This is a genomic window from Pantoea leporis, assembly GCF_028048155.1.
GTDB classification, from domain to species: Bacteria; Pseudomonadota; Gammaproteobacteria; order Enterobacterales; family Enterobacteriaceae; genus Pantoea; species Pantoea leporis.
Genome location: NZ_JALMEU010000001.1, coordinates 75,328 through 96,511, shown reverse-complemented (window position 1 = coordinate 96,511; position 21,184 = coordinate 75,328). Strand labels below are relative to the sequence as shown.

Annotated in this window: 22 protein-coding genes; 17 read left to right on the top strand and 5 right to left on the bottom strand. The window is 57.8% G+C overall.

Features of this window, described 5'->3' with window-relative positions:
• Window positions 1-62 precede the first annotated feature (62 nt).
• The 3 genes from MWH02_RS00465 (at window position 63) to cmoB (ending at window position 2,657) form a co-directional block, all read left to right on the top strand.
• The gene (locus MWH02_RS00465; RefSeq protein WP_271459666.1) at window positions 63-884 is read left to right on the top strand and encodes a DUF72 domain-containing protein; all 822 of its coding nucleotides are present in this window, start codon (window positions 63-65) and stop codon (window positions 882-884) included.
• Between the two features lie 79 nt (window positions 885-963).
• Entirely contained in the window at window positions 964-1,692 is a 729-nt protein-coding gene (gene cmoA / locus MWH02_RS00460; RefSeq protein ID WP_271459665.1) for a carboxy-S-adenosyl-L-methionine synthase CmoA, read from the top strand.
• Window positions 1,689-2,657 (top strand): tRNA 5-methoxyuridine(34)/uridine 5-oxyacetic acid(34) synthase CmoB, encoded by a 969-nt coding sequence (cmoB, locus tag MWH02_RS00455; RefSeq protein ID WP_192411683.1) that lies wholly within the window; start codon window positions 1,689-1,691, stop codon window positions 2,655-2,657. The genes cmoA and cmoB overlap by 4 nt, the downstream gene beginning before the upstream one ends.
• Before the next feature lie 3 nt (window positions 2,658-2,660).
• On the opposite strand, the gene MWH02_RS00450 is transcribed toward cmoB, so the two are convergent.
• From MWH02_RS00450 to cutC, 3 genes are all read right to left on the bottom strand, one after another.
• A complete protein-coding gene (locus MWH02_RS00450; RefSeq protein WP_271459664.1) occupies window positions 2,661-3,281 on the bottom strand; it encodes a LysE family translocator in 621 nt (206 codons plus the stop codon).
• Window positions 3,282-3,455: 174 nt separating this feature from the next.
• Entirely contained in the window at window positions 3,456-4,286 is an 831-nt protein-coding gene (locus tag MWH02_RS00445; RefSeq protein WP_271460164.1) for a hypothetical protein, read from the bottom strand.
• Window positions 4,287-4,482: 196 nt separating this feature from the next.
• Window positions 4,483-5,235 (bottom strand): copper homeostasis protein CutC, encoded by a 753-nt coding sequence (cutC, locus tag MWH02_RS00440; RefSeq protein ID WP_101764150.1) that lies wholly within the window; start codon window positions 5,233-5,235, stop codon window positions 4,483-4,485.
• Between the two features lie 85 nt (window positions 5,236-5,320).
• Here cutC and MWH02_RS00435 point away from each other — a divergent pair, with 85 nt between their 5' ends.
• The gene (locus MWH02_RS00435) at window positions 5,321-6,460 is read left to right on the top strand and encodes a MalY/PatB family protein (RefSeq protein WP_271459663.1); all 1,140 of its coding nucleotides are present in this window, start codon (window positions 5,321-5,323) and stop codon (window positions 6,458-6,460) included.
• Here the strand turns inward: MWH02_RS00435 and MWH02_RS00430 are convergent.
• A complete protein-coding gene (locus MWH02_RS00430) occupies window positions 6,457-7,017 on the bottom strand; it encodes a VOC family protein (RefSeq protein ID WP_137386881.1) in 561 nt (186 codons plus the stop codon). The genes MWH02_RS00435 and MWH02_RS00430 overlap by 4 nt on opposite strands.
• A 311-nt stretch (window positions 7,018-7,328) precedes the next feature.
• Here MWH02_RS00430 and MWH02_RS00425 point away from each other — a divergent pair, with 311 nt between their 5' ends.
• The 6 genes from MWH02_RS00425 to aroQ all read left to right on the top strand — a co-directional run bounded on the left by MWH02_RS00425 (window position 7,329) and on the right by aroQ (window position 13,679).
• Window positions 7,329-7,451, top strand: a complete 123-nt coding sequence (locus MWH02_RS00425) for a hypothetical protein (RefSeq protein ID WP_007889544.1) — start codon at window positions 7,329-7,331, stop codon at window positions 7,449-7,451.
• A 170-nt stretch (window positions 7,452-7,621) separates the two neighbouring features.
• Window positions 7,622-9,352 (top strand): arginine--tRNA ligase, encoded by a 1,731-nt coding sequence (argS, locus tag MWH02_RS00420; protein WP_271459662.1) that lies wholly within the window; start codon window positions 7,622-7,624, stop codon window positions 9,350-9,352.
• 402 nt (window positions 9,353-9,754) lie between these two features.
• Window positions 9,755-11,134, top strand: coding sequence for an MFS transporter (locus MWH02_RS00415; RefSeq protein ID WP_271459661.1), 1,380 nt, complete (start codon window positions 9,755-9,757; stop codon window positions 11,132-11,134).
• An 18-nt stretch (window positions 11,135-11,152) separates the two neighbouring features.
• Entirely contained in the window at window positions 11,153-12,412 is a 1,260-nt protein-coding gene (locus MWH02_RS00410) for a gallate dioxygenase (protein ID WP_271459660.1), read from the top strand.
• The gene (locus MWH02_RS00405) at window positions 12,412-13,251 is read left to right on the top strand and encodes an amidohydrolase family protein (protein WP_271459659.1); all 840 of its coding nucleotides are present in this window, start codon (window positions 12,412-12,414) and stop codon (window positions 13,249-13,251) included. The genes MWH02_RS00410 and MWH02_RS00405 overlap by 1 nt, the downstream gene beginning before the upstream one ends.
• The gene (gene aroQ, locus MWH02_RS00400; RefSeq protein WP_101764144.1) at window positions 13,248-13,679 is read left to right on the top strand and encodes a type II 3-dehydroquinate dehydratase; all 432 of its coding nucleotides are present in this window, start codon (window positions 13,248-13,250) and stop codon (window positions 13,677-13,679) included. Before MWH02_RS00405 ends, aroQ begins: the two co-directional genes overlap by 4 nt.
• Here the strand turns inward: aroQ and MWH02_RS00395 are convergent, their stop codons facing one another.
• Window positions 13,680-14,906: a LysR family transcriptional regulator gene (locus MWH02_RS00395; protein WP_137385954.1), complete on the bottom strand. Its 1,227-nt coding sequence runs from the start codon at window positions 14,904-14,906 to the stop codon at window positions 13,680-13,682.
• A 130-nt stretch (window positions 14,907-15,036) separates the two neighbouring features.
• On the opposite strand from MWH02_RS00395, the gene galB reads away from it, so the two are divergent.
• The 7 genes from galB to MWH02_RS00360 all read left to right on the top strand — a co-directional run bounded on the left by galB (window position 15,037) and on the right by MWH02_RS00360 (window position 21,175).
• Window positions 15,037-15,777: a 4-oxalmesaconate hydratase gene (gene galB / locus MWH02_RS00390; protein WP_271459658.1), complete on the top strand. Its 741-nt coding sequence runs from the start codon at window positions 15,037-15,039 to the stop codon at window positions 15,775-15,777.
• A complete protein-coding gene (locus MWH02_RS00385) occupies window positions 15,774-16,487 on the top strand; it encodes a 4-carboxy-4-hydroxy-2-oxoadipate aldolase/oxaloacetate decarboxylase (protein WP_271459657.1) in 714 nt (237 codons plus the stop codon). The genes galB and MWH02_RS00385 overlap by 4 nt, the downstream gene beginning before the upstream one ends.
• A 3-nt stretch (window positions 16,488-16,490) precedes the next feature.
• Entirely contained in the window at window positions 16,491-17,582 is a 1,092-nt protein-coding gene (locus MWH02_RS00380; RefSeq protein WP_110866326.1) for a 4-oxalomesaconate tautomerase, read from the top strand.
• Window positions 17,582-18,466, top strand: a complete 885-nt coding sequence (locus MWH02_RS00375) for an NAD(P)-dependent oxidoreductase (protein WP_271459656.1) — start codon at window positions 17,582-17,584, stop codon at window positions 18,464-18,466. The genes MWH02_RS00380 and MWH02_RS00375 overlap by 1 nt, the downstream gene beginning before the upstream one ends.
• 116 nt (window positions 18,467-18,582) lie before the next feature.
• Window positions 18,583-19,038, top strand: a complete 456-nt coding sequence (locus MWH02_RS00370) for a GlcG/HbpS family heme-binding protein (RefSeq protein WP_271459655.1) — start codon at window positions 18,583-18,585, stop codon at window positions 19,036-19,038.
• 15 nt (window positions 19,039-19,053) lie between these two features.
• Complete coding sequence (locus MWH02_RS00365; RefSeq protein WP_271459654.1) at window positions 19,054-19,581, top strand: sugar dehydrogenase complex small subunit; 528 nt, start codon at window positions 19,054-19,056, stop codon at window positions 19,579-19,581.
• Window positions 19,574-21,175: a GMC family oxidoreductase gene (locus tag MWH02_RS00360; RefSeq protein WP_192234142.1), complete on the top strand. Its 1,602-nt coding sequence runs from the start codon at window positions 19,574-19,576 to the stop codon at window positions 21,173-21,175. Before MWH02_RS00365 ends, MWH02_RS00360 begins: the two co-directional genes overlap by 8 nt.
• Window positions 21,176-21,184: the final 9 nt, after the last annotated feature.

Below are 21,184 nucleotides of genomic sequence, written 5' to 3'. Positions count from 1 at the left end.
CGACATCAAAACAGGTTACATTAAGCCGCCCTTTCCCGCCCTAAAGGATTCAGGAGTTCGCGTTGACACTTCGTATTGGATTACCGCAATGGCAGCACCCGCAATGGAAACAGTTCGGTATTGAGACCTTAGCCGACTACGCGCAGCTGTTTGGTTGTGTGGAAGGTAATACCACGTTGTATGCGCTGCCAAAGCCGGAAGTGGTGCTGCGCTGGCGCGACATGACGCACGACGATTTCCGTTTCTGCTTCAAGTTTCCCGAAAGCATCAGCCATAAAGCGGCGCTGCTCGACTGTGATGAGTTGCTGAATGAGTTTTTCCGTCTGCTCGATCCGCTCAGCACGCGCATCGGTCAATACTGGCTGCAGCTGCCGGCAGCGTTTTCACCGGCTCAGCTCGGCGATTTGTGGTCTTTTCTCGATAGTTTGCCGCGCAATTTCCGCTATGGCGTCGAGGTGCGGCATCAGGCATTTTTCGCCAAAGGTGATGCTGAACGCGCTCTGAATCGCGGTTTGCTGGAGCGTCAAATTAATCGGGTGATGCTGGATAGTCGTCCGGTGCATGCCTCCACCTCACAGTCGGCCGCAGCGGTGCACGCTCGATCGCAAAAGCCGCGCGTGCCGCTGCATGTGGTGCGTACCGGTGCGCAACCGATGGTGCGTTTCATTGGCAGTGATAGCGTGGCGGAGAGCGTGCCGCTGTTTCAGCCGTGGCACAGCAAGCTGCAAGCGTGGCAGCGGGATAGCGATCCGCTGCTGTTTATCCATACGCCGGATATGGGCGAGGTGTTTCCGCTGCTTCAGGCGTTGTGGCCACAGTTGCAGCAGCTGGAGCCAACCTTGCGCGATCTGCCCGACTGGCCGCAGCAATCGAGCCTGTTCTAGACGCAACGCAAAGGGTGCAGCCTGCCCGCGTTTCTGCCAAAATAGCGCCCTTTCCGTTTTCTCTCCGGACCTTTTCATTATGTCTGATCGCGATACGCTATTTTCCGCGCCCATCGATAAGCTGGGCGACTGGACCTTTGACGAGCGCGTAGCTGAAGTTTTTCCCGATATGATTCAGCGCTCGGTGCCGGGTTATTCCAACATCATTTCGATGATTGGCATGCTGGCAGAACGCTTCGTTCAGCCGAATAGCCAGGTTTACGATCTCGGCTGTTCACTGGGTGCCGCCACGCTGGCGGTGCGCCGCAATATTCATGTGCCGGGCTGCCAGATTATTGCCGTGGATAATTCACCGGCGATGGTGGAGCGCTGCCGTCGCCATATCGACGCCTTCCGCGCGGATACGCCGGTGCAGGTGATCGAAGCAGATATTCAGGACATCCACATTGAGAACGCCTCATTGGTGGTGCTGAATTTTACCCTGCAATTCCTTGAGCCACCGGCACGTCTCGAGCTGCTGAAGAAGATTGTTAACGGATTGAATCCGGGCGGCGCGCTGGTGTTGTCGGAGAAGTTCAGTTTTGAAGATGCCGATGTCGGCGAGTTGCTGTTTAACATGCATCACGATTTCAAACGCGCTAACGGTTACAGCGAGCTGGAGATCAGCCAGAAACGCAGCATGCTGGAGAACGTGATGCTGACCGATAGCGTTGAAGCGCACAAAGCGCGCCTGAAAACCGCCGGTTTCAAACATGCGGAGTTGTGGTTCCAGTGCTTTAACTTTGGTTCGTTGGTGGCGTTGAAATGATTGAGTTTGGCCGTTTTTATCAGCAGATTGCCACCGGCCCGCTCGCCAGTTGGCTGGAAGTGTTACCGGCGCAAGTCGCCGCATGGCAGCGTGAAAATTTGCACGGTAAGTTCCGCGACTGGGAGAAGTCAGTTGATTATCTGCCGCTGCTGACGCCGCAGAAGCTGGATTTGTTGCACAGCGTGAGCGCGGATGTTGAGGATCTGACCAATCGTCAGCGTCTGGGCATTGAGAATCTGCTGCGCAATTTGATGCCGTGGCGCAAAGGTCCTTATTCGCTGTACGGTACCGAGATCGATACCGAATGGCGTTCCGACTGGAAATGGGATCGCGTGTTGCCGCACATTTCGCCGTTGCAGCATCGTACGGTGCTGGATGTCGGCTGCGGTAGCGGCTATCACATGTGGCGCATGATTGGCGCGGGCGCGAAGCTGGTGGTCGGCATCGATCCAATGCAGCTGTTTTTGTGTCAGTTCGAAGCGGTGCGTAAGCTGTTGGGTGACGATCGTCGTGCGCATTTGCTGCCGCTGGGCATTGAGCAACTGCCGGCGTTACAAGCGTTTGATACCGTGTTTTCCATGGGCGTGCTTTATCACCGCCGTTCGCCGCTCGACCACTTGATGCAGCTGAAAAATCAGTTAGTCAGTGATGGCGAGCTGGTGCTGGAGACGCTGGTGATTGAAGGTGATGAAAACGCGGTGTTGGTGCCGGGTGAGCGTTATGCGCAGATGCGTAACGTCTACTTTATCCCTTCTGCGGCGGCGCTGAAGAGCTGGCTGGAGAAGTGCGGATTTGTCGATGTGCGCATCGCGGATTACGCGGTGACGTCCGTGGAAGAGCAGCGTCGCACCAGCTGGATGACCAGCGAGTCGCTGGCTGAGTTTCTTGATCCTAACGACAGCACCAAAACCGTGGAAGGTTATCCCGCCCCGCTGCGCGCCGTGCTAGTCGCGCGCAAGCCGTAATGTTTAACGCCGCGATAGCGCCAGCTTCGCGGCGAAGCCAATAAACACGCAGCCCGTCAGGCGATCCATCACTTTCAGCACCGCTGGGCGACGCAGATGCGCCGCAAAGTATTGGCTGCTGCCAATTAGCACCGCATTCCACACCAAACCAATCACCATGTGCGTGAGCGCCATCAGCGTACACCACAGCGGCACCGACGCGCCCGCCGGAATAAACTGCGGCAGAAAGGTAACGTAGAATACGCCGACTTTAGGATTTAACAGGTTACCAAAGAGTCCGCGCGTGAAGCAGGCAACATAACTTTGCTCTTTACTCTGCGCGTGCTGTCCTTCTTCCGCTTGGGGGCGTGGGTTGATGAGTAATTTGACACCGAGATAGAGCAGATAGGCCGCACCGATCCATTTCAGCAGGTTATACGCCATTTCCGAGGCCAGCAGCAGCGCGCCCAAGCCTAAACCCACCGCAACGCCCCACACCAGACAACCCAGCGTAACGCCAAATGCCGTAGCCCAGGCACGTTTCCAGCCTTGCGCGGCGGCGGAACGCAACACTAATGCAGTATCAAAACCGGGCGTGAGTGTGAGGATGGTGATGGCGAAGAGGAAAGATAAAATTAGTGTCATGCGATGTTCTCAATTGCTCCGGTGCGTTTCAGGCTGAAAACAAGGGCCGCTGCGTAAAGGCGTCGTGGACACTTCCCTGTGGACTCTGCCGCCGCATCCATGCGGCGGAAGCTTTACTTCGCGGCCCTTGTTTCCAGCCTTTATGTGGGTTTTGTGGGTTTTGTTCGTTTTGCTTTAATCTTGTGCGGCGGTTTCGTTGGGTGCGTTCCAGTATTGGTATTTATAAGCGGAGCTGAGATGGCGTTCAATGGTGCCTTTGGCGAACACTTCGGTTTCATGCAGATAACTGAGCGTGCAGTTGCCCACTTCATCCCACAGCTGACACTCATCCACCGAGCGCAGCGTGCTGACTGGCGTGGTCGCGGTGCTGTTCAAACGCAGTTCCCGCCACTGGTTATCATAGCTATAAGTATCTTTGCTGCGCGCGCTGGTGGATAAGGTTACCAATCCTTGTGGATTCCAGCGCCAGCTGCTTTCGCCGTTGGTCATATTATTGCTGCCGCGCGCCACGCTTTTTTCCACTCTGAACTGTTTGTCATAGCGATAAGTGGTATCGGTAAAGCCATCTTTGCCCATGCTGGTGAATTTATCGGATGAGCTGATGATGTTGCCATGCTGGCCGATTTGCCAGCTGATGGTGCCCTGGCGGTTGTCGACCACTTCCTCTTGCCCTGCTTTGATCACTTTAACCATGTAGGCATATTCCGCCACCCAGCCGCGTTGAACGCGGGCGATATGCTGTTCCATCGTCAATAGAACATTGCCTTCATTTTTGTCGTAGGAGATATCGGCCACCATCAAATCGCCGCACTGATCAAACTGGCCGAGTACGCGCTTTTGCGAGTTCACATCTTTGCCAAATTCGCCTGCCACCACCTGACGCACCGCGCCTTTGGCATCGCCACCCAGCATGATCCAGTTGTTGCTGCTGGTGATGTTTTTGCTCATCGGCGGACACGCGGTGCTGACCGCCAGCGCGACGCCGCAGTACGGGAGTAGCAGCATTAAAAAGGTATAAGGGATGGATTTCATGAAGGTTATCCGTACGAAGCCATAGAGTAATCAAAGCATCATTTACGCGATCACGCTATCTCCACGGGAATTGCAGATAAAAAGAACCCCAGTTAGAAGAACTGGGGTTGGTACTTGCAAACATCACGTCATTTGAGCTGGCGTGCTGCGCGGCAAAATCGGGGGGAATTCAGGCTACCCGGACGGCGCTCAACTGCGTCATGCTTTTCATGGCTTCAACCACATCACCATCAACGCAATAGCGACTGAATTCATCGGTTTCCGCTTCGGAGCACATGGAAACACCGGCTTTACGGTAGCGCATCGGCGAAGCGACTAAACGGCTGGCGGAGCTGTGGACTTCCTGCAATCCACTGTCGATGAATTTCTGGATGTTGCTCAAACGTACGCCCGCACCGGCCATAATAATTGGACCTGTGCTGTGTTCATTTAGTTCCCTTAATAATGCAATTCCTGCTTCGGCACTCTGTTGCTGACCAGACGTCAGGATCCGCGCGATGCCTAAATCAGCCAGCACCTCAAGTGAGCGTTTCGGGCTGTGGCATAAATCAAAGGCGCGATGGAAGGTGACGTCCATGCCGTCACACAGCTTCATAATCTGCTGCATACGAGCAATATCGACATGCGCATCTTCATCCAGCATGCCAATCACTAAGCCGGGAAAACCGAGTTCACGCATTAGCGCAACGTCCGATTTCATCGACTCAAACTCAAAGTGGGTGTAGCAAAAATCGCCGCCGCGCGGACGGACGATAGGATGTACCGGGATCGAAATTTCACGTCGTGCCGCTTCCAGCACGCCGGCTGAAGGCGTCAACCCACCTTCGCGCGGTGCACTGCACAGCTCCACGCGATCGGCACCGGACAGCTGCGCAGTCATTGCGCAGTCGATGCCGTAGCAACAAATTTCCAGTTTCGTCATACCATGCTCCTTCTCATGACTTCTGGCTCGGGATGAATGCTTCAGTTAGTCTACTTAATTGGACAGTTTACGTGGAACTCGCACTATGGCATTCGATTTTAATCAATGGATAGACCGTCGTCACAGCGATAGTTTGAAATGGCACAAATATGGTGATCGCGATGTGCTGCCGCTCTGGGTCGCAGACAGCGATTTTCGTTCGCCGCCGAGTGTGATTGAGGCCATTAAACAGCGCGCTGAGCACGGTGTATTTGGCTATGGCGCAACGCCAACCGGATTGATTGATATCACCCTTTCGCGTTTAGCGCAGCGCTACAACTGGCAGATTGAGCCGGACTGGATTGTGTTATTGCCCGGCGTGGTGTGCGGTTTGAATCTTTCGGTCCGCGCATTCACGGAGTCTGGCGAATCCACCGTTTCCCCCACGCCGATCTATCCGCCGTTTCGCGGTGCAGCAAAGCTGGCCGACCGCGCACAGGTAAATTTACCGCTGCGTTTACAAGACGATCGCTGGGTGATGAATCTGGATAATAGCGCGATGCAGGGCAATGAACGCCTGCTGATGCTGTGTAATCCGCAGAATCCGGGCGGCACGGTTTATCGTCGTGACGAGCTGGAAGCGCAGCTGGCGTTTGCGCAGCAGCATGATTTGATCGTCTGCTCCGATGAAATCCACTGCGATTTATTGCTGTCACCCGGCGCACAGCACATTCCCTTTGCGGCGTTAAGTGAAGATGCCGCACAGCGGAGCATCACGCTGCTGTCGCCGTCGAAAACCTTCAATATTGCCGGATTGGGCGCGTCGCTGGCGATCATTCCCAATCCGGAGTTGCGTGCGCGGTTCAAACGCGTACGTGAAGGCATCGTGCCTGGCGTGGATATTCTGGCGTTGGTAGCAGCCGAAGCGGCGTGGCGCGATGGCGATGCATGGCTGGCAGCGCAGCTGGATTATCTGCGCGCCAATCGCGACTGGCTGGTGGCGCAGGTGAATGCACTGCCAGAATTGCAGATGGCCGCGCCGGAAGCGACCTATTTGGGATGGATCGACGCCAGCAAAATGGATGTCGCCAATCCGATGGCGTATTTCGAGCAGCACGGCCTCGGTTTTTCGCCGGGCCACGATTTTGGCGATGATAATTTCGTGCGCTTCAACTTTGGCTGTACGCGCGCCACGCTGGAACAGGCGGTCACGCGTTTGCAAAAAGCGGTCGCAGCGCGGCGTTAAGCCTGCTCACTGGTGACAATCTCTTCCAGTCGCCATGGATGAAACTTAATGGTGGTTTGCCCGTCCGTCACCGCCAGCGTCGGATTGGGCAACCGCTCGTTCTCGCCTTTGGGCGCGCTGGTTTTAAACGAGATGCCCGGCTGTGTCAGCGCATCATCAGAAAGCAGCGCCATCGCCCGCATGCCCAGCGTTTCCGGTTCTCCACGCAGTACAATCTCTACATGTTCCCACCCTTCGTGGCGATACAGCTTTTCGCCTGGCCACGGCAATTCAATCACATCAATTTGCCAGCCCGCCAGGTTCAGTGGCTGATGCAGTTTGAACAGACAAATAGGGCGACCATTGATCATTGCCTCGGAAAACTGTGTGCCGATCTGCAATAAGCCAGATTTCCAGCGTTCTGCTGTTGCAAACTGGTGGCAGCGCACCGCGACGTGATCGGCTTCATGTTCAGCCAGGTTAATGCCTAAACGCTCAGAAAAATTCATCAGCGATTGTTCAAAACGCGCCATGTCTTGTTTTAAATCATCCAATTCCACAGGAAAGTGGGTCTGCATCATGCCTTACCTCTAATTCAGTTCAGGTTTACTAATCAATATGAAATTTGCTAACCGTTGATTCCGCTTGACAAAATTGTCGGATTCATCCGATTTAGGCGCCAAAAAGGCTAAAAACCGCATAAATAGACCATTCATTTCAGATTTATCACCTAATCAGGTCCAGCAGTTACTTTATGAAAGTAGGCTAAGTATATGTTTTTAATCATAATAGTTAATACAATGAGATAAATCTTATTTAAATTGCAAACAATTGCAGCTTGAAACCCTTTCTTATAAATTTGGGTTTCACAACTACAAGGAACGGCCTTATGTCTATGCTCATTGTTGTCGCAGTCCTGATTGCATTAATGGGATTTGCAATTTCCCGCCATTGGAAGGTGCGTGAAGACAAAAGCGTTAAAAATCCTCGTCGTCACCCGCGGCGCCGTTAATCGGCGCTGGGGGCCCGATGTTGCCTGTCATCAGATACCGAATAGCTGACTCACTTTAACATTTCACGTATACTTCCCCTCTTATTTTTCCGTCCCGCCGCGCAGTTGCGGGATGACGACATCGGCTCGCCGCCTACAGGCGGGCCTTTTCAGCATATGAAGGTAACGCGGTGAATATTCAGGCTCTTCTTTCCGACAAAGTCAGTCAGGCAATGATTGCGGCGGGTGCGCCTGCCGATTGCGAACCTCAGGTTCGCCAGTCTGCGAAGGTACAGTTCGGTGATTACCAGGCCAACGGTATGATGGCCGTAGCGAAAAAGCTCGGTCAGGCACCGCGACAACTGGCTGAGCAGGTGATTCAGCATCTGGATCTTAACGGCATCGCCAGCAAAGTCGAAATCGCCGGTCCCGGCTTTATCAATATCTTCCTCGATCGTGCATGGCTGGCGGCGCAAACCGCGCAGGCGCTGCAGCTGCCGCGTCTTGGCGTGAGTGCGGTTGCGCCACAAACTGTCGTGGTGGATTACTCCGCGCCTAACGTAGCGAAGCAGATGCACGTCGGTCACGTCCGCTCCACCATCATTGGTGATGCCGCAGTGCGTACGCTGGAGTTCCTTGGCCATAACGTGATCCGCGCCAACCACGTCGGCGACTGGGGCACGCAGTTCGGTATGCTGATTGCCTATCTGGAAAAGCAGCAGAACGAACATCACGAAGAGATCGCACTGGCTGACCTGGAAGCTTTCTACCGCGAAGCCAAAGTGACCTACGATGCCGACGAAGCCTTCGCCGAGCGCGCGCGTAATTACGTGGTGAAGCTGCAGGGTGGCGACGAATATTGCCGCAGCATGTGGAAGAAGCTGGTTGATATCACCATGAGCCAGAATCAGCAGGTGTATGACCGCCTTAACGTGACGCTGACGCGCAAAGATGTGATGGGTGAAAGCCTGTACAACGACATGCTGCCGGGCATCGTCGCCGATCTGCGCGAAAAAGGCCTGGCGGTGACCAGCGAAGGCGCCACGGTGGTTTTCCTTGATGAGTTCAAAAACAAGGAAGGCGAACCGATGGGCGTGATCATTCAGAAGAAAGATGGCGGCTATCTCTACACCACCACCGACATCGCCTGCGCCAAATACCGTTTCGAAACCCTGCATGCCGATCGCGTGCTCTATTACATCGATTCCCGTCAGCACCAGCATCTGCAGCAGGCGTGGACCATCGTGCGTAAAGCCGGTTACGTGCCGGAATCGGTACCGCTTGAGCATCACGCCTTCGGCATGATGCTGGGTAAAGATGGTCGTCCATTTAAAACCCGCAGCGGCGGCACTATTCGCCTCGCCGATTTGCTGGATGAAGCGGTTGAACGCGCGCATGCGTTGGTCAGCGAAAAGAATCCAGAGATGTCCGCGCAGGAGTTGAAGGATCTGTCGGAAGTGGTCGGCATCGGCGCAGTGAAATACGCTGACCTATCAAAAAGCCGCACCACCGATTACATCTTCGACTGGGACAACATGCTGGCCTTCGAAGGCAACACGGCGCCTTACATGCAATACGCCTACACGCGCGTGCTGTCGGTGTTCCGTAAAGCCGGCATTGATGCCGATAGCCTGAGCGGTGACATCGTGCTGACTGAAGAGCGTGAAGCGCAGTTGGCTACGCGTCTGCTGCAGTTCGAAGAAGTGATAACGCAGGTCGCGCGCGACGGTACGCCACATGTGATGTGTGCTTATCTGTACGATCTGGCCGGTCAGTTCTCTGGCTTCTACGAACACTGCCCTATTCTCTCCACCGAGGACGAGAACATTCGTCAGAGCCGCCTGCAGCTGGCCGCGTTAACCGCGAAAACGCTGAAGCAAGGTCTGGATACGCTGGGCATTAAAACCGTCGAACGCATGTAATACCTCTGGCGGAGAGCGCCGCAAACGGCTCTCCGCTTGCCTTCCCCCTTTTTCCCCCTCTGACAAAATTCTGCTCTTCAGCCCGCTCTGAATAGCGCTTCTGCCGTGCCCAATACCCGCCATTCCTCAGCCTCGATACGCCTTCTCATTTTTCCGACACAGCTCACCAAATAAACAAAACTCATACCTTCATAACCATTTTATGGCAGACAAACTCGCACGCCATCCCTAATTTGGTTATGGAAGGAAGAACACAAAAACATGCAACAAGCTGTTTTAACAGCTAAAACCCATAAAACTTATCCCCTGCAATCGGGTTAAAGTGATGCCCCCGGCCAATGTCAGGGCAGAAAAAAATCTCAACCCGATAACGTTATTAATAAAAAAATCAGAGCGTATCCTATGAGCAATCACGACATTATCGATGTAAAAGGCTGGATCGACGCCCGCCCGATCACCGGATACCAGTGGCTGACCCTCAGCCTGTGTTTCATCATCATCATGTTTGATGGCTACGACGCGGCAGCGATGGGTTTCATTGCGCCCGCGTTGATTGAAGACTGGGGCATCAGCCATGCGGAAATGGGGCCGATTCTCGGTGCCGCGATGTTTGGCGTGGCGATTGGCGCGTTAATTGCCGGTCCGTGGTCCGACAAATTTGGCCGCAAACGCGTGCTGCTGCTGTCGATTGCCGTCTTCGCCTGCTTCAGCCTGATGAGCGGCTTCGCGCGCACGCCGCTGGAAATGGGTGTGTTACGTTTTCTCACCGGTCTCGGTCTCGGTGCGGTGATGCCCAACTGCGTCACGCTGGTATCGGAATATATGCCGGAACGCCGTCGCAGCCTGATGATCACCGTGATGTACAGCGGATTTAATATCGGTTCCGGATTGGGCGGATTCATTGCCGCTGGCATGCTGCCACACTTTGGCTGGCAAGCGGTGCTGGGTTTAGGGGGCTTGCTGCCGCTGCTGATGTTGCCGCTGCTGCTGTGGCTGCTGCCGGAATCGGCGATGTATATGGTGGTGCGCAAAGTCAGTCGCGACAAGATTGCCGCCGTGCTCAAACGTCTGGGCGGCGAATTCTCTGCTGGCACCGCCTTTGTGCTCAATGCGCCAATCATCCCGAAAAAGGCGCAGGTGCTGCAGCTGTTCAGCCGCGGCTATGCAGGCGGCACGGTGGTGTTATGGCTCACCTACTTCATGGGGCTATTCGTCATCTACCTGCTTAACGGCTGGCTGCCAACCATCCTGCGTTCTGGCGGCGTAACGCTGGAGCGCGCGGCGATTGTGGCGGGCTTATTCCAGCTGGGCGGCACCTTTGGCGGCCTGATGGTTGGTGGGCTGATGGACCGTTTCAAAGCGAAATATGTTATCGCCCTGTTCTATCTGCTGGGCAGCTTCTGCCTGGTGTCGCAGGGCATCTGGAGCTTTGGCCCGAATGTGCTGGCGCTGCTGGTGTTCTTCGCTGGCGTCTGCATCAACGGTGCGCAAACCGGATTGCAGGCCTTCTCCCCGGCCTTTTATCCCACCGAAATGCGCGCCACCGGCGTGTGCTGGATGCACGGCATTGGTCGTAGCGGCGCCATTATCAGCTCGTCGCTGGGCGGCGTGCTGCTCGGCGTGTTCCCTGGGCAAACAGCCATTTTTATCGTTTTGTCGCTCCCGGCAGTTTTGGCGGCACTTTCCATCACCCGACATCACCCTGCACAGGTGGCCCGTCAGGTTAAAGGCATCGACCTTAACGACCTGCCGTCCCTGTCGCGTACCCTCAATAATCGATGAAGTAGAGGTCAAAAAATTATGGCTAAAATCATAGGCGGTTTAGCGGTTTCCCATACTCCCACCATTGGCTTTGCGGTTGATCACAACAAGCAGCAGGAAGGCGCATGGGCCCCGATTTTCGATGGCTTTGCGCCGATGCAGCGCTGGCTGGAGGAGAAAAAACCGGATGTGCTGCTGTATGTGTTTAACGATCACGTCACCTCCTTCTTTTTTGATCACTACTCGGCGTTTGTGCTGGGCATTGATGACGAATATGCCGTTGCGGATGAAGGCGGCGGCCCGCGCGATCTGCCGCCGGTAAAAGGCCATGCGGCGCTGTCACAACATATTGGTGCCAGCCTGATGGCGGATGAGTTCGATATGTCATTCTTCCAGGACAAAGCGCTGGATCACGGCCTGTTTTCGCCGCTGTCGGCGCTGGCACCGTGGCAAGGCGGCTGGCCGATGCAGGTGGTTCCGCTGGCGGTCGGCGTGTTGCAGTTCCCGATCCCGACGGCGCGTCGCTGCTATAAACTCGGTCAGGCGCTGAAGCGTGCGGTAGAGAGTTTCCCGGAGGATCTGAAGGTTGCGGTGGTCGCGACCGGCGGCGTGTCACATCAGGTACACGGCGAGCGCTGCGGCTTCAACAATCCCGAATGGGATGCGCAGTTTATCGATCTGTTGATCAACGATCCCGAGCGCCTGACCGAAATAACGCTGGCTGAATACGCCACGCTCGGCGGCCTGGAAGGTGCGGAAGTGATTATGTGGCTGATCATGCGCGGTGCGCTGTCGGCCAACGTCGAGAGACTGCATCAGGATTACTATCTGCCTTCGATGACCGGGATCGCCACGCTGATCCTCGAAAATCAGTCACGCGAAGCGCCGGTCGATGTGCACCAGCGTCAGCGCGATAAGATCAACCTGCAGCTCAGCGGCGTGGAAAAACTGCCCGGCACCTATCCGTTCACCCAGGCGCGCAGCCTGAAAGCGCTGCGCATCAACCGCTTCCTGCACCGCATGATTCAGCCAGAATGGCGCAAGCGATTCCGCGAAGCTCCACAGGCGTTGTATCAGGAAGCCGGACTGAGCGCTGAAGAGCAAACGCTGATTACCCAGCTCGACTGGCGCGGTATGATCCATTACGGCGTCAGCTTCTTCCTGCTGGAAAAACTGGGTGCGGTGGTGGGCGTCTCTAACCTGCATATCTACTCAGCGATGCGCGGTGAAACGCTGGAACAGTTCCAGCAGACGCGCAATCAGCAGGTACTTTACTCGGTGGCGGGGAAAGCAGACTGATGTTTACGCAACCGGTCATCGACTGCCATCACCACGTTTTTGATCCAGTACACTTTCCCTGGGCGCCCGAGAGCGCCTATAACCCGGACGGACATGAGCTGGCGACGCCGGATTACTATCGTGCTGTGATGCAGGCGTACAACATCCGCCACTCGCTGATTGTCGGCCCGACGTCGGGATATAACACCGATAACCGCTGCCTGCTGGATACCATCAAGCGCGGTGAGGGCCGTTTCAAGGGCATTGCCGTCACGCCGCGTGACGTGGAGAGCGACACGCTCGCCAGCCTGAAAGATCAAGGCATCGTCGGCATTGCGCTTAACGTGGCGATGCTGGGCACCGAGCCGTTTCTCCAGCTTGATGCCCTGATGGGCAGGCTGGCGGAGTTGGATCTCTTTGCCCAGATTCAGGTGCAAAACGATCAGCTACTGGCGCTGATGCCGCTGCTGTCACGCACCCGCACGCGTTTGCTGATCGATCACTCCGGTCGGCCTGACGTCAGCGCGGGCGTAGCACAACCAGCCTTTCAGGCGCTGCTGTCGCTGGCCGGCCAGCAGCGCACCAGCGTCAAGCTCTCCGGGCTGGCGAAATTCTCCCGGCAGCCCTATCCCTTCAGCGATGGACATCCCTATTTGCTGGCATTGCTGGACGCTTTCGGCGCGGAAAACTGCATGTGGGGATCGGACTGGCCTTTCCTGCGCGCCAGTGAACGCATGGATATGGGCACGCAACTGCTGCTGATCGAACAGCTGATCCCCGATGAAAAGAGCCGCCGTCAGGTGCTTTGGCACACGCCACAGCGGCTCTTTGGTTTTACTGAATTACAGGAGTCACGATGAGAACCATCTATGTACTGAACGGCCCGAACCTCAATCTACTGGGCACCCGCGAGCCAGAAACTTACGGTTCCGACACACTGCAAAGCGTCGAAGCGCTGTGCCGCGCAACGGCGGAAGAGCTGGGCGTGACGATTGAGTTTCGCCAGACCAACCACGAAGGGGAAATGATTGAGTGGATTCAGCAGGCGCGTCTCGAAGCGCAGGCGCTGGTGATCAACCCGGCGGCGTGGACGCACACCTCGGTGGCGATCCGCGATGCGGTCACCGGCGTGGGGTTGCCGCTGTGGGAAGTGCACATCACCAACGTGCACAAGCGTGAGCCGTTCCGTCATCACTCCTATCTTTCCGACGTCGCACAAGGCGTGATCTGCGGCTACGGCATTCGCGGTTACCGCTATGCGTTGATGGAAGCGGCGCGCGCAGGTTGATTATTGGTCCTGCCCGCACACTTCACGCAGGCAGCGGATCAGCGCATCCGCTGCCGGTGAGTGCAGACAGCCCGCACGCACCGTCAGCCCGATAGCGCGATCGGTATCCGGCAAAGGCACCGGCAACGCCACCAGCGCGCCGGACGCCAGTTCCACTTCCAGCTGGTGCGCGGAGACCGCCGCCAGCATATCCGACTGCATCAGCAAGCCGCGCACCAACGCCAGATCGCCGGTCTCCACCACCGGATCGGGTGCCGGAATGCCCATCGCCTGAAAACTGTTATTCAGCAGATAACGTGCCGGCGTGGCCGAACGCGGCAGCACCCAACGCGCCGCGCGCAGATCATCGGTAGAGAGCTCACGTCCCACCAGCGGATGATCGTGACGCGCCAGCAGCACCATGCGTTCGGAGAACAGCGTCTCGCGCGTGACGTCCAGCGCATCTTCATCGCGGCGCAACGCGCCAAAGATAAAATCGATATCCCCCGAGCGCATCTCTGAAGCCAGCACGCCAAAGGCGCTTTCACTGGTGACCACGCGTACGCCCGGATAACGCGCCGTCAGCATCACGATCGCCTGCGGCAGGATACGCGTGCGTCCCAGCGGCAATGCGCCCACGCGCACCGTTCCCTCAAGTATTCCGCTGCGAGCGGCAATATCGGCCGGAATGTGCCGCAATTCATTCAGCGCACGCCGCACGTTGGCTTCGATTTCACGTCCGGCCAGCGAAGGCATCATGCCGTGCGGCGTGCGCTCCAGCAGCGCGATGCCCGCGCCGTTTTCCAGCACGCGCAGCGCGGCGCTCACCGCCGGCTGGCTCAGTCCGAGACGCGCTGCCACCGTCTGCATATGCCGCGTCTGACACAGGGTGATAAAAATTTGCAGCCGACGCACGTTAAACAGCCACAGCGGTTCCGCATCGCTACGCTGCGCACCGCGTCCCTGCAATTTAGCCAGCCGCTGCGGCACCTGATGCAGTTCCTCAATCGCCCGCAGCGCACGCGGCAGCACACATTTACCGAAGTCAGTCAGCATCATGCCGCCGGCGTGACGTTCAAATAGCGTGACGCCTAACGTGAGTTCCAGGTCGCGAATAGCGCGGGTAATGGCCGACTGGGTGCGAAATAATTCATCCGCTGCCCGTGAGACACTGCCTTGTGCTACCACCTGACTAAATGCCCTGATTTGCATCAGATTTGTCAGCTCCTGCGTGCCCTTTTCCGCCATCTTTCCCTGCCTGTTTTTACCACCGTTCGATGTCGCAATATAAATAAAACGCATACCCGCTGCAATGAAATGAATTATCGCCGCCAGGTGGGCAGTGACAGCATGGAAAAAAACAGCGGAGGAGTATGCCATGACTAACAACACCCCAAAAAAAACCGCGCTGGTGGTCAGCGCTCACTCAGCAGATTTCGTCTGGCGCGCCGGCGGTGCCATCGCGCTGCACCATGCGCAGGGCTATGACGTTCACGTTGTCTGCCTCTCATTTGGTGAGCGCGGCGAATCGGCCAAGCTGTGGCGCAAGGGGGAAATGAGCGAGGCGAAAGTCAAAGCCGCCCGCCGCAGCGAGGCGCAGGCCGCCGCCGAGATCCTCGGTGCCAGCATTGAATTTTTTGATCTCGGCGATTATCCGCTGCGTGCCGATAAAGAAACCCTGTTCCGCCTCGCGGACGTCTATCGCCGGGTGCAACCGCACTTTGTTCTGACCCATTCCTTGCAGGATCCCTACAACTACGATCACCCGCTGGCCACGCATCTGGCGCAGGAGGCGCGCATTATCGCCCAGGCCGAAGGCTACCGTCCGGGCGAAAAAATCGTCGGTGCGCCGCCGGTGTACTGCTTCGAACCGCACCAGCCTGAACAGTGCAACTGGAAGCCGGATGTGCTGCTGGATATCACCTCAGTGTGGAACAAAAAATATCAGGCGATTCAGTGCATGGCCGGGCAGGAACATCTGTGGGAATACTACACGCGCGTAGCGCAGCAGCGCGGTGTGCAGGCCAAGCGTAACGTCGGCATTACCACCAGCCGCGAGATCATTTATGGCGAAGGTTATCAGAGCATCTTCCCGCGCGTAACGGAGGATCTGGCATGAGCATCATCGCGAAAAAAGGCGTCGCGGTGCGCCACATCCCGCGTGCGGCAGCCACCGATATCGACGCGCTGGCGCGCTTTGGCGTCGCCACCGTGCATGAAGCGCAGGGGCGCAAAGGCTTGCTCGATCCCGCCCTTCGCCCGATTCAGCAGGATTGTGCCATCGCGGGCAGCGCGGTCACCGTGCTGGTCGCACCCGGCGATAACTGGATGTTTCACGTCGCGGTGGAGCTCTGCCAGCCGGGCGATGTGCTGGTGGTCGCGCCGACCTCGCCGTGCAGCGACGGCTTCTTCGGCGATCTGCTGGCGACCTCGCTGCAGGCGCGCGGCGTGCGCGGGCTGGTGGCGGATGTCGGTGTGCGCGATAGCCGCACGTTGCGTGAGATGGGCTTTGCCGTCTGGTCGCGTACGGTATATGCGCAGGGCACGGTGAAAGAGACGCTCGGCTCGGTGAATGTGCCGTTGGTGTGTGCCGGGCAGCTGATCTGGCCGGGTGACGTTATCGTCGCCGATGACGACGGCGTGGTGGTGGTGGCACGCGATGAAGCTGCCAGCGTGGCGGCCAAAGCGCGTCAGCGTGAAGAGCTGGAAGAGAGCAAACGCCTGCGTTTAGCGGCCGGTGAGCTGGGCCTTGATATCTATCAGATGCGCCCGCGCCTGGCGGAAAAAGGACTGCGCTATCTCGACACGCTCGATCAACTGGAGGAGTAAACCATGCGCCAGCGTCGCATTCCCTGCTTACTGATGCGCGGCGGCACCTCCAAAGCCGCCTGCTTTCTGGCACAGGATCTGCCAGCCGAACCGGCGGCCCGCGATCGGGTACTGCTGGCGGTGATGGGTTCGCCCGATATCCGTCAAATTGACGGCCTCGGCGGGGCCGATCCGCTCACCAGCAAAGTGGCGATCGTCAGCGCTTCACACCGTGACGATGCCGATGTCGATTACCTGTTTGCCCAGGTCAACGTCGATCAAGCCCGCGTCGATTACGGACAAAACTGCGGCAATATCCTCGCCGCCGTCGGGCCTTTCGCCGTCGAACGCGGGCTGGTCAAGGCAGGCAGCGAACGCACCCGTGTGCGCATTTTCATGCAGAACACCGGGCAGATTGCCGAGGCGGCGTTCGCCACGCCCGACGGTGAAGTCGACTATGACGGCGACTTACGCATTGATGGCGTACCGGGCAGCGCAGGCGAAATCGCCCTCACCTTCAAAGACATTGCCGGTTCGAGCTGTGGCGCGCTACTGCCAACCGGTCAGCCGCGCGATCGTTTTGATGGCATCGATGTCACCTGCATCGACAACGGCATGCCGGTGATCCTGGTGCGTGCAGAGGATGTCAATCGCAGTGGCTATGAAAGCCGCGACGCGTTAGATAACGACAGCGAGCTCAAGCAGCGGCTGGAGTCGATCCGCCTGCAGGCCGGGCCGCGGATGAATTTAGGGGATGTCAGCCAGCGTACGGTGCCCAAAGTCACGCTGCTGGCCGAAGCACGTCACGGTGGCGCCATCAGCTCACGCACCTTTATTCCACAACGCTGCCACGCCTCGATTGGCGTGCTTGGCGCGGTCAGCGTTGCCAGCGCCTGCCTGATCCCCGGCAGCGTCGCAGACGGACTGGCACGCACCAGCCAGCAACCTCAACAGCGCCTGAGCGTGGAACATCCCAGCGGTGAATTTAGCGTGCTGCTGCAGCGCGAAGGCGATAACCCGCTGGCGGGCTGCGGTCTGTTGCGCACCGCGCGTGCCATTTTCGCCGGTGAAGTCATGATTCCGGCGGCGGTCTGGCCTTCAACAAGGAGTAATTGATGAACATCACCTTTATCGGTTTTGGCGAAGCGGGCGGCATTCTTGCCCATGATTTAAAAGCGCAGGGCAATGCGGTGACGGTATGGGATTGCAAAGCGCTCGCGGCAGAAACCCTGCCCGCGCTGCAGCAAAAAGCGCAGCAGAGCGGCGTGCGGCTGGCCGCTTCGCTGGCGGATGCATTACAGGACGCCGCGCTGGTGTTCTCCACCGTTACCGCGTCGCAGGCTCTCAACGTGGCGCAGCAGGCGGCAGCGCGGTTACAGGCCGGACAGCACTTTCTCGATCTCAACTCGGTGGCACCGCACACCAAACGCGCCGCGGCTGAAGTGATTCACGCTGCGGGTGCCAGCTATATCGACGTGGCGGTGATGGCGCCGGTGCCGCCAAAGCGGCTGGCCACGCCGCTGCTGATTGGCGGCGCTCAGGCTGCAAAGGTGCAGCCGCTGCTGCAACAGCTGGGTTTCCACAGCCGCCTGCTGGGTGGCGACGTGGGTGAAGCTTCAGCGATTAAGATGTGCCGCAGCGTGATGATCAAAGGCCTCGAGGCGCTGACCACCGAATGCCTGAGCGCGGCGCGCCAGTATGGCGTAGAGCAAGCGGTGCTCGACTCGCTGCACGCCAGTTTCCCGTCGCTGGGCTGGAACGATCAGCTGCCGCACTACCTGATTAGCCGCGTGGCGGAGCACGGCCAGCGACGCGCCGAAGAGATGCAGGAAGTGGTGAAAACGCTGCAGGACGTCAAGGTACCAGCTGCTATGAGCGCAGCGATTGTTGCCACGCAGCAAGGGCTGATTGATGCGTTAAACGCTCGTTCCCTGCGCTATCAACAACTGACGCCGTTCGTCTGGCAACAGACGCTGGATAAGATCTATCCACCTCAATGAGTTATACGCATAGAGGTATGCGTTTTGTTTATCGGCAATTGTTTACATTTTTGCTACAGCGTAGCGTAAGCGAGACGAGAAGCAGGTTTTAAAACAATAACTATCGGAAGCAAAACATGAAGATTAGAGCATCTGTCGCCCTTTCCCTGCTGCTGGCAGCGGGTATTGGCCAGGCCAGCGCCGCCGCACTGGACGCCAGCCACACCAACCAGGTGATGACCAGTGTCAAAAACAGCATCAGCGCGCAGCACAGCACCGGCTGTGTAGCGGTGGTTGATGCCAGCGGTACGCTGCTGGCCTTCCAGCGCCTTGACGGCGCATCGCCGGGCTGCGTCGATGCCGCCATTGGTAAAGCGCGTACCTCGGCGCTGTATCACGCCCCTTCCCTGAAATTTATGCAGCGTCTGCAGAGCGGCGAAACCACGGTTCTCGCCATCCCGCACGCGGTGGCGCTCGGCGGCGGTTTCCCGCTCACGCTGCAGAATAAAGTGGTCGGCGCGGTTGGCGTCAGCACCCCCAAACAGGATCTGGATAATCAGGCTTCAGAGGCTGCCGCTCAGGCGCTGAAATAACTTTCGGGGATTTCCATGATGACTCTTTCACGCCGCCGGTTGCTGACCGGCACGGCGGGCCTGTTGGTGGCTGGCGTCCTGACGCAGGCGCTCCCCGGCAGCCTGGCTTTCGCCTCGCCACCGCTGGCCGCCGCAGTGGCTCCGTCCGCCAGTTTTACTGCGATTTCCGTCCGATTAACCGGACTGGACCAGCCGGATGCCTTGCTGGCGCAGCGCCTCTACAGCTGGCTGCACGCGCATTTCCCGCAGCTGGACAGCCTGCTTGATACGCTCAGCGCTCTACTGCAGCAGCAACCTGCCGCCAACGGCAGCAGCCTGCTGACGCTGCTGAGTACCCAACCCAAAGCCCTCGACGATCTTTATCAGGCGCTGGTTTCCGGCTGGTATCTCGGCGTTGTCGGCCCGCTGCCGCGCCCGCAATGTATCGCTTTTGAGAATATCGTCAGCTATCAGCTGGTGCGTGATTCCCTGTTACCACCGAGCTACGCGCCGGGGCAACCTAACTTCTGGACGCAGCCGCCTGCAAGGAGAGCACATGTCTGATTCATTAAGCGCCGATGTGGTGGTGATTGGCGCCGGCATTGCCGGTTCACTGGCGGCGCTGAAGATGGCCAAAGCAGGCGCTTCGGTATTGATGCTGGAGTCCGGCCCGGAGATTAAGCGCGATCAGGCGGTGGAGTATTTCCGCAACTCGCCGTTTAAGGGCGACTTCACCGAACCGTATCCGCCGCAGCCGTGGGCACCGCAGCCTAAATTCATTCCCAGCGATAACAATTACCTGATTCAAAAAGGCCCGGATCCCTATCGCGCCCAATATCTGCGCGGCACCGGCGGCACCACATGGCACTGGGCTGGACAAGCGTTCCGCCTGTTGCCGAACGATATGCGCATTCAGTCGCTGTACGGCATTGGCCGCGACTGGCCGATCAGCTATGACGAGCTGGAACCCTATTACTGCGACGCCGAATACCAGATGGGCGTGTCCGGTGACAGCGATCTGGCTTCGCCGCGTTCGCGCCCTTATCCGCTGCCGGGCATTCCGCTGCCGTATGGCTTCGATCGTCTGAAGCAGCGACTCGGTCCGTTGGGTTATGAGGTGGGCATTGGTCCGCAGGCGCGTAACAGCATCGCCTATGACGGGCGTCCGGCCTGCTGCGGCAACAACAACTGCATGCCGGTTTGCCCGATCGATGCGCAGTACCACGGCGGCATCGCCGCGCGTAAGGCGCTGGATGCCGGTGTCAAAATCGTCACTAATGCGGTGGTGTTCCGCATTGAGGCTGACGACAAAGGCACCATTCAGGCGGTGCACTATCTCGATCAGAACAAAGCGCGCCATCGCGTCACTGGCAAACAGTTTGTCCTGACCGCCAACGGCATCGAAAGCCCGAAAATCCTGCTGCTCTCCACCAGCGATCGCTACCCGAACGGCATCGCCAACAGTTCCGGCATGGTGGGCCGCAACCTGATGGACCATCCCGGATCGTCAGTGGAGTTCTACGCCGATGAGCCGGTGTGGTTTGGCCGTGGGCCAATGCGACCCGGCAGCATCAACAACATGCGCGACGGCGATTTCCGTGGTGAGCGCTCGGCGCTGCGTATCGACCTCGCCAACACCTCGCCGGTGCGTTATCTCACCGAACGTCTGGTGCGTCAGGGCTATTACGGCAAGGCGCTCAACGACAAGCTGGCCTTCCAGGCCGAGCGTTTTGTTCAGTTGAAGTGTCTGCTGGAGATGCTGCCGGAGCCGCAGAACCGCGTCACGCTGAGCAAAACCGAGAAGGATGCCTGGGGCATTCCCCGCCTCGAGGTTTACTACCGCTTCCCGGACTACGTGCATCGCGGCTATGACCAGTCGATGATCGACTTCCAGCGCATGGTGAAAGAGATGGGCGGCACCGAGGCGGTCTACAGCAAACGCGGCGTCTACGACAACAACCAACATATCACCGGTACCATGATCATGGGCAGCAATCCGCAGGATTCGGTGGTGGATGGTCACTGCCGCACCCACGATCACCCGAACCTGTTTATCGCCGGTACCGGTATTATGCCGTCGGCCTCGACGGTCAACTCAACGCTGACCGGAACCGCGCTGGCGCTGCGTATGGCCGATAGCGTTCTGGCAAGCTTGTAAGGAGCACCC

What these genes read in the sequence shown, in the direction of transcription:
- MWH02_RS00365 (WP_271459654.1), top strand. Translation starts at nt 19,054, where the DNA reads ATGATGACTCTTTCACGCCGCCGGTTGCTGACCGGCACGGCGGGCCTG.
- MWH02_RS00375 (WP_271459656.1), top strand. Translation starts at nt 17,582, where the DNA reads ATGAACATCACCTTTATCGGTTTTGGCGAAGCGGGCGGCATTCTTGCC.
- MWH02_RS00415 (WP_271459661.1), top strand. Translation starts at nt 9,755, where the DNA reads ATGAGCAATCACGACATTATCGATGTAAAAGGCTGGATCGACGCCCGC.
- cutC (WP_101764150.1), bottom strand. Translation starts at nt 5,235, where the DNA reads ATGACGAAACTGGAAATTTGTTGCTACGGCATCGACTGCGCAATGACT.
- MWH02_RS00445 (WP_271460164.1), bottom strand. Translation starts at nt 4,286, where the DNA reads ATGCTGCTACTCCCGTACTGCGGCGTCGCGCTGGCGGTCAGCACCGCG.
- MWH02_RS00450 (WP_271459664.1), bottom strand. Translation starts at nt 3,281, where the DNA reads ATGACACTAATTTTATCTTTCCTCTTCGCCATCACCATCCTCACACTC.
- MWH02_RS00410 (WP_271459660.1), top strand. Translation starts at nt 11,153, where the DNA reads ATGGCTAAAATCATAGGCGGTTTAGCGGTTTCCCATACTCCCACCATT.
- MWH02_RS00385 (WP_271459657.1), top strand. Translation starts at nt 15,774, where the DNA reads ATGAGCATCATCGCGAAAAAAGGCGTCGCGGTGCGCCACATCCCGCGT.
- MWH02_RS00360 (WP_192234142.1), top strand. Translation starts at nt 19,574, where the DNA reads ATGTCTGATTCATTAAGCGCCGATGTGGTGGTGATTGGCGCCGGCATT.
- cmoA (WP_271459665.1), top strand. Translation starts at nt 964, where the DNA reads ATGTCTGATCGCGATACGCTATTTTCCGCGCCCATCGATAAGCTGGGC.
- MWH02_RS00405 (WP_271459659.1), top strand. Translation starts at nt 12,412, where the DNA reads ATGTTTACGCAACCGGTCATCGACTGCCATCACCACGTTTTTGATCCA.
- galB (WP_271459658.1), top strand. Translation starts at nt 15,037, where the DNA reads ATGACTAACAACACCCCAAAAAAAACCGCGCTGGTGGTCAGCGCTCAC.
- MWH02_RS00435 (WP_271459663.1), top strand. Translation starts at nt 5,321, where the DNA reads ATGGCATTCGATTTTAATCAATGGATAGACCGTCGTCACAGCGATAGT.
- MWH02_RS00380 (WP_110866326.1), top strand. Translation starts at nt 16,491, where the DNA reads ATGCGCCAGCGTCGCATTCCCTGCTTACTGATGCGCGGCGGCACCTCC.
- aroQ (WP_101764144.1), top strand. Translation starts at nt 13,248, where the DNA reads ATGAGAACCATCTATGTACTGAACGGCCCGAACCTCAATCTACTGGGC.
- MWH02_RS00425 (WP_007889544.1), top strand. Translation starts at nt 7,329, where the DNA reads ATGTCTATGCTCATTGTTGTCGCAGTCCTGATTGCATTAATGGGATTT.
- cmoB (WP_192411683.1), top strand. Translation starts at nt 1,689, where the DNA reads ATGATTGAGTTTGGCCGTTTTTATCAGCAGATTGCCACCGGCCCGCTC.
- MWH02_RS00395 (WP_137385954.1), bottom strand. Translation starts at nt 14,906, where the DNA reads ATGGCGGAAAAGGGCACGCAGGAGCTGACAAATCTGATGCAAATCAGG.
- MWH02_RS00430 (WP_137386881.1), bottom strand. Translation starts at nt 7,017, where the DNA reads ATGCAGACCCACTTTCCTGTGGAATTGGATGATTTAAAACAAGACATG.
- MWH02_RS00370 (WP_271459655.1), top strand. Translation starts at nt 18,583, where the DNA reads ATGAAGATTAGAGCATCTGTCGCCCTTTCCCTGCTGCTGGCAGCGGGT.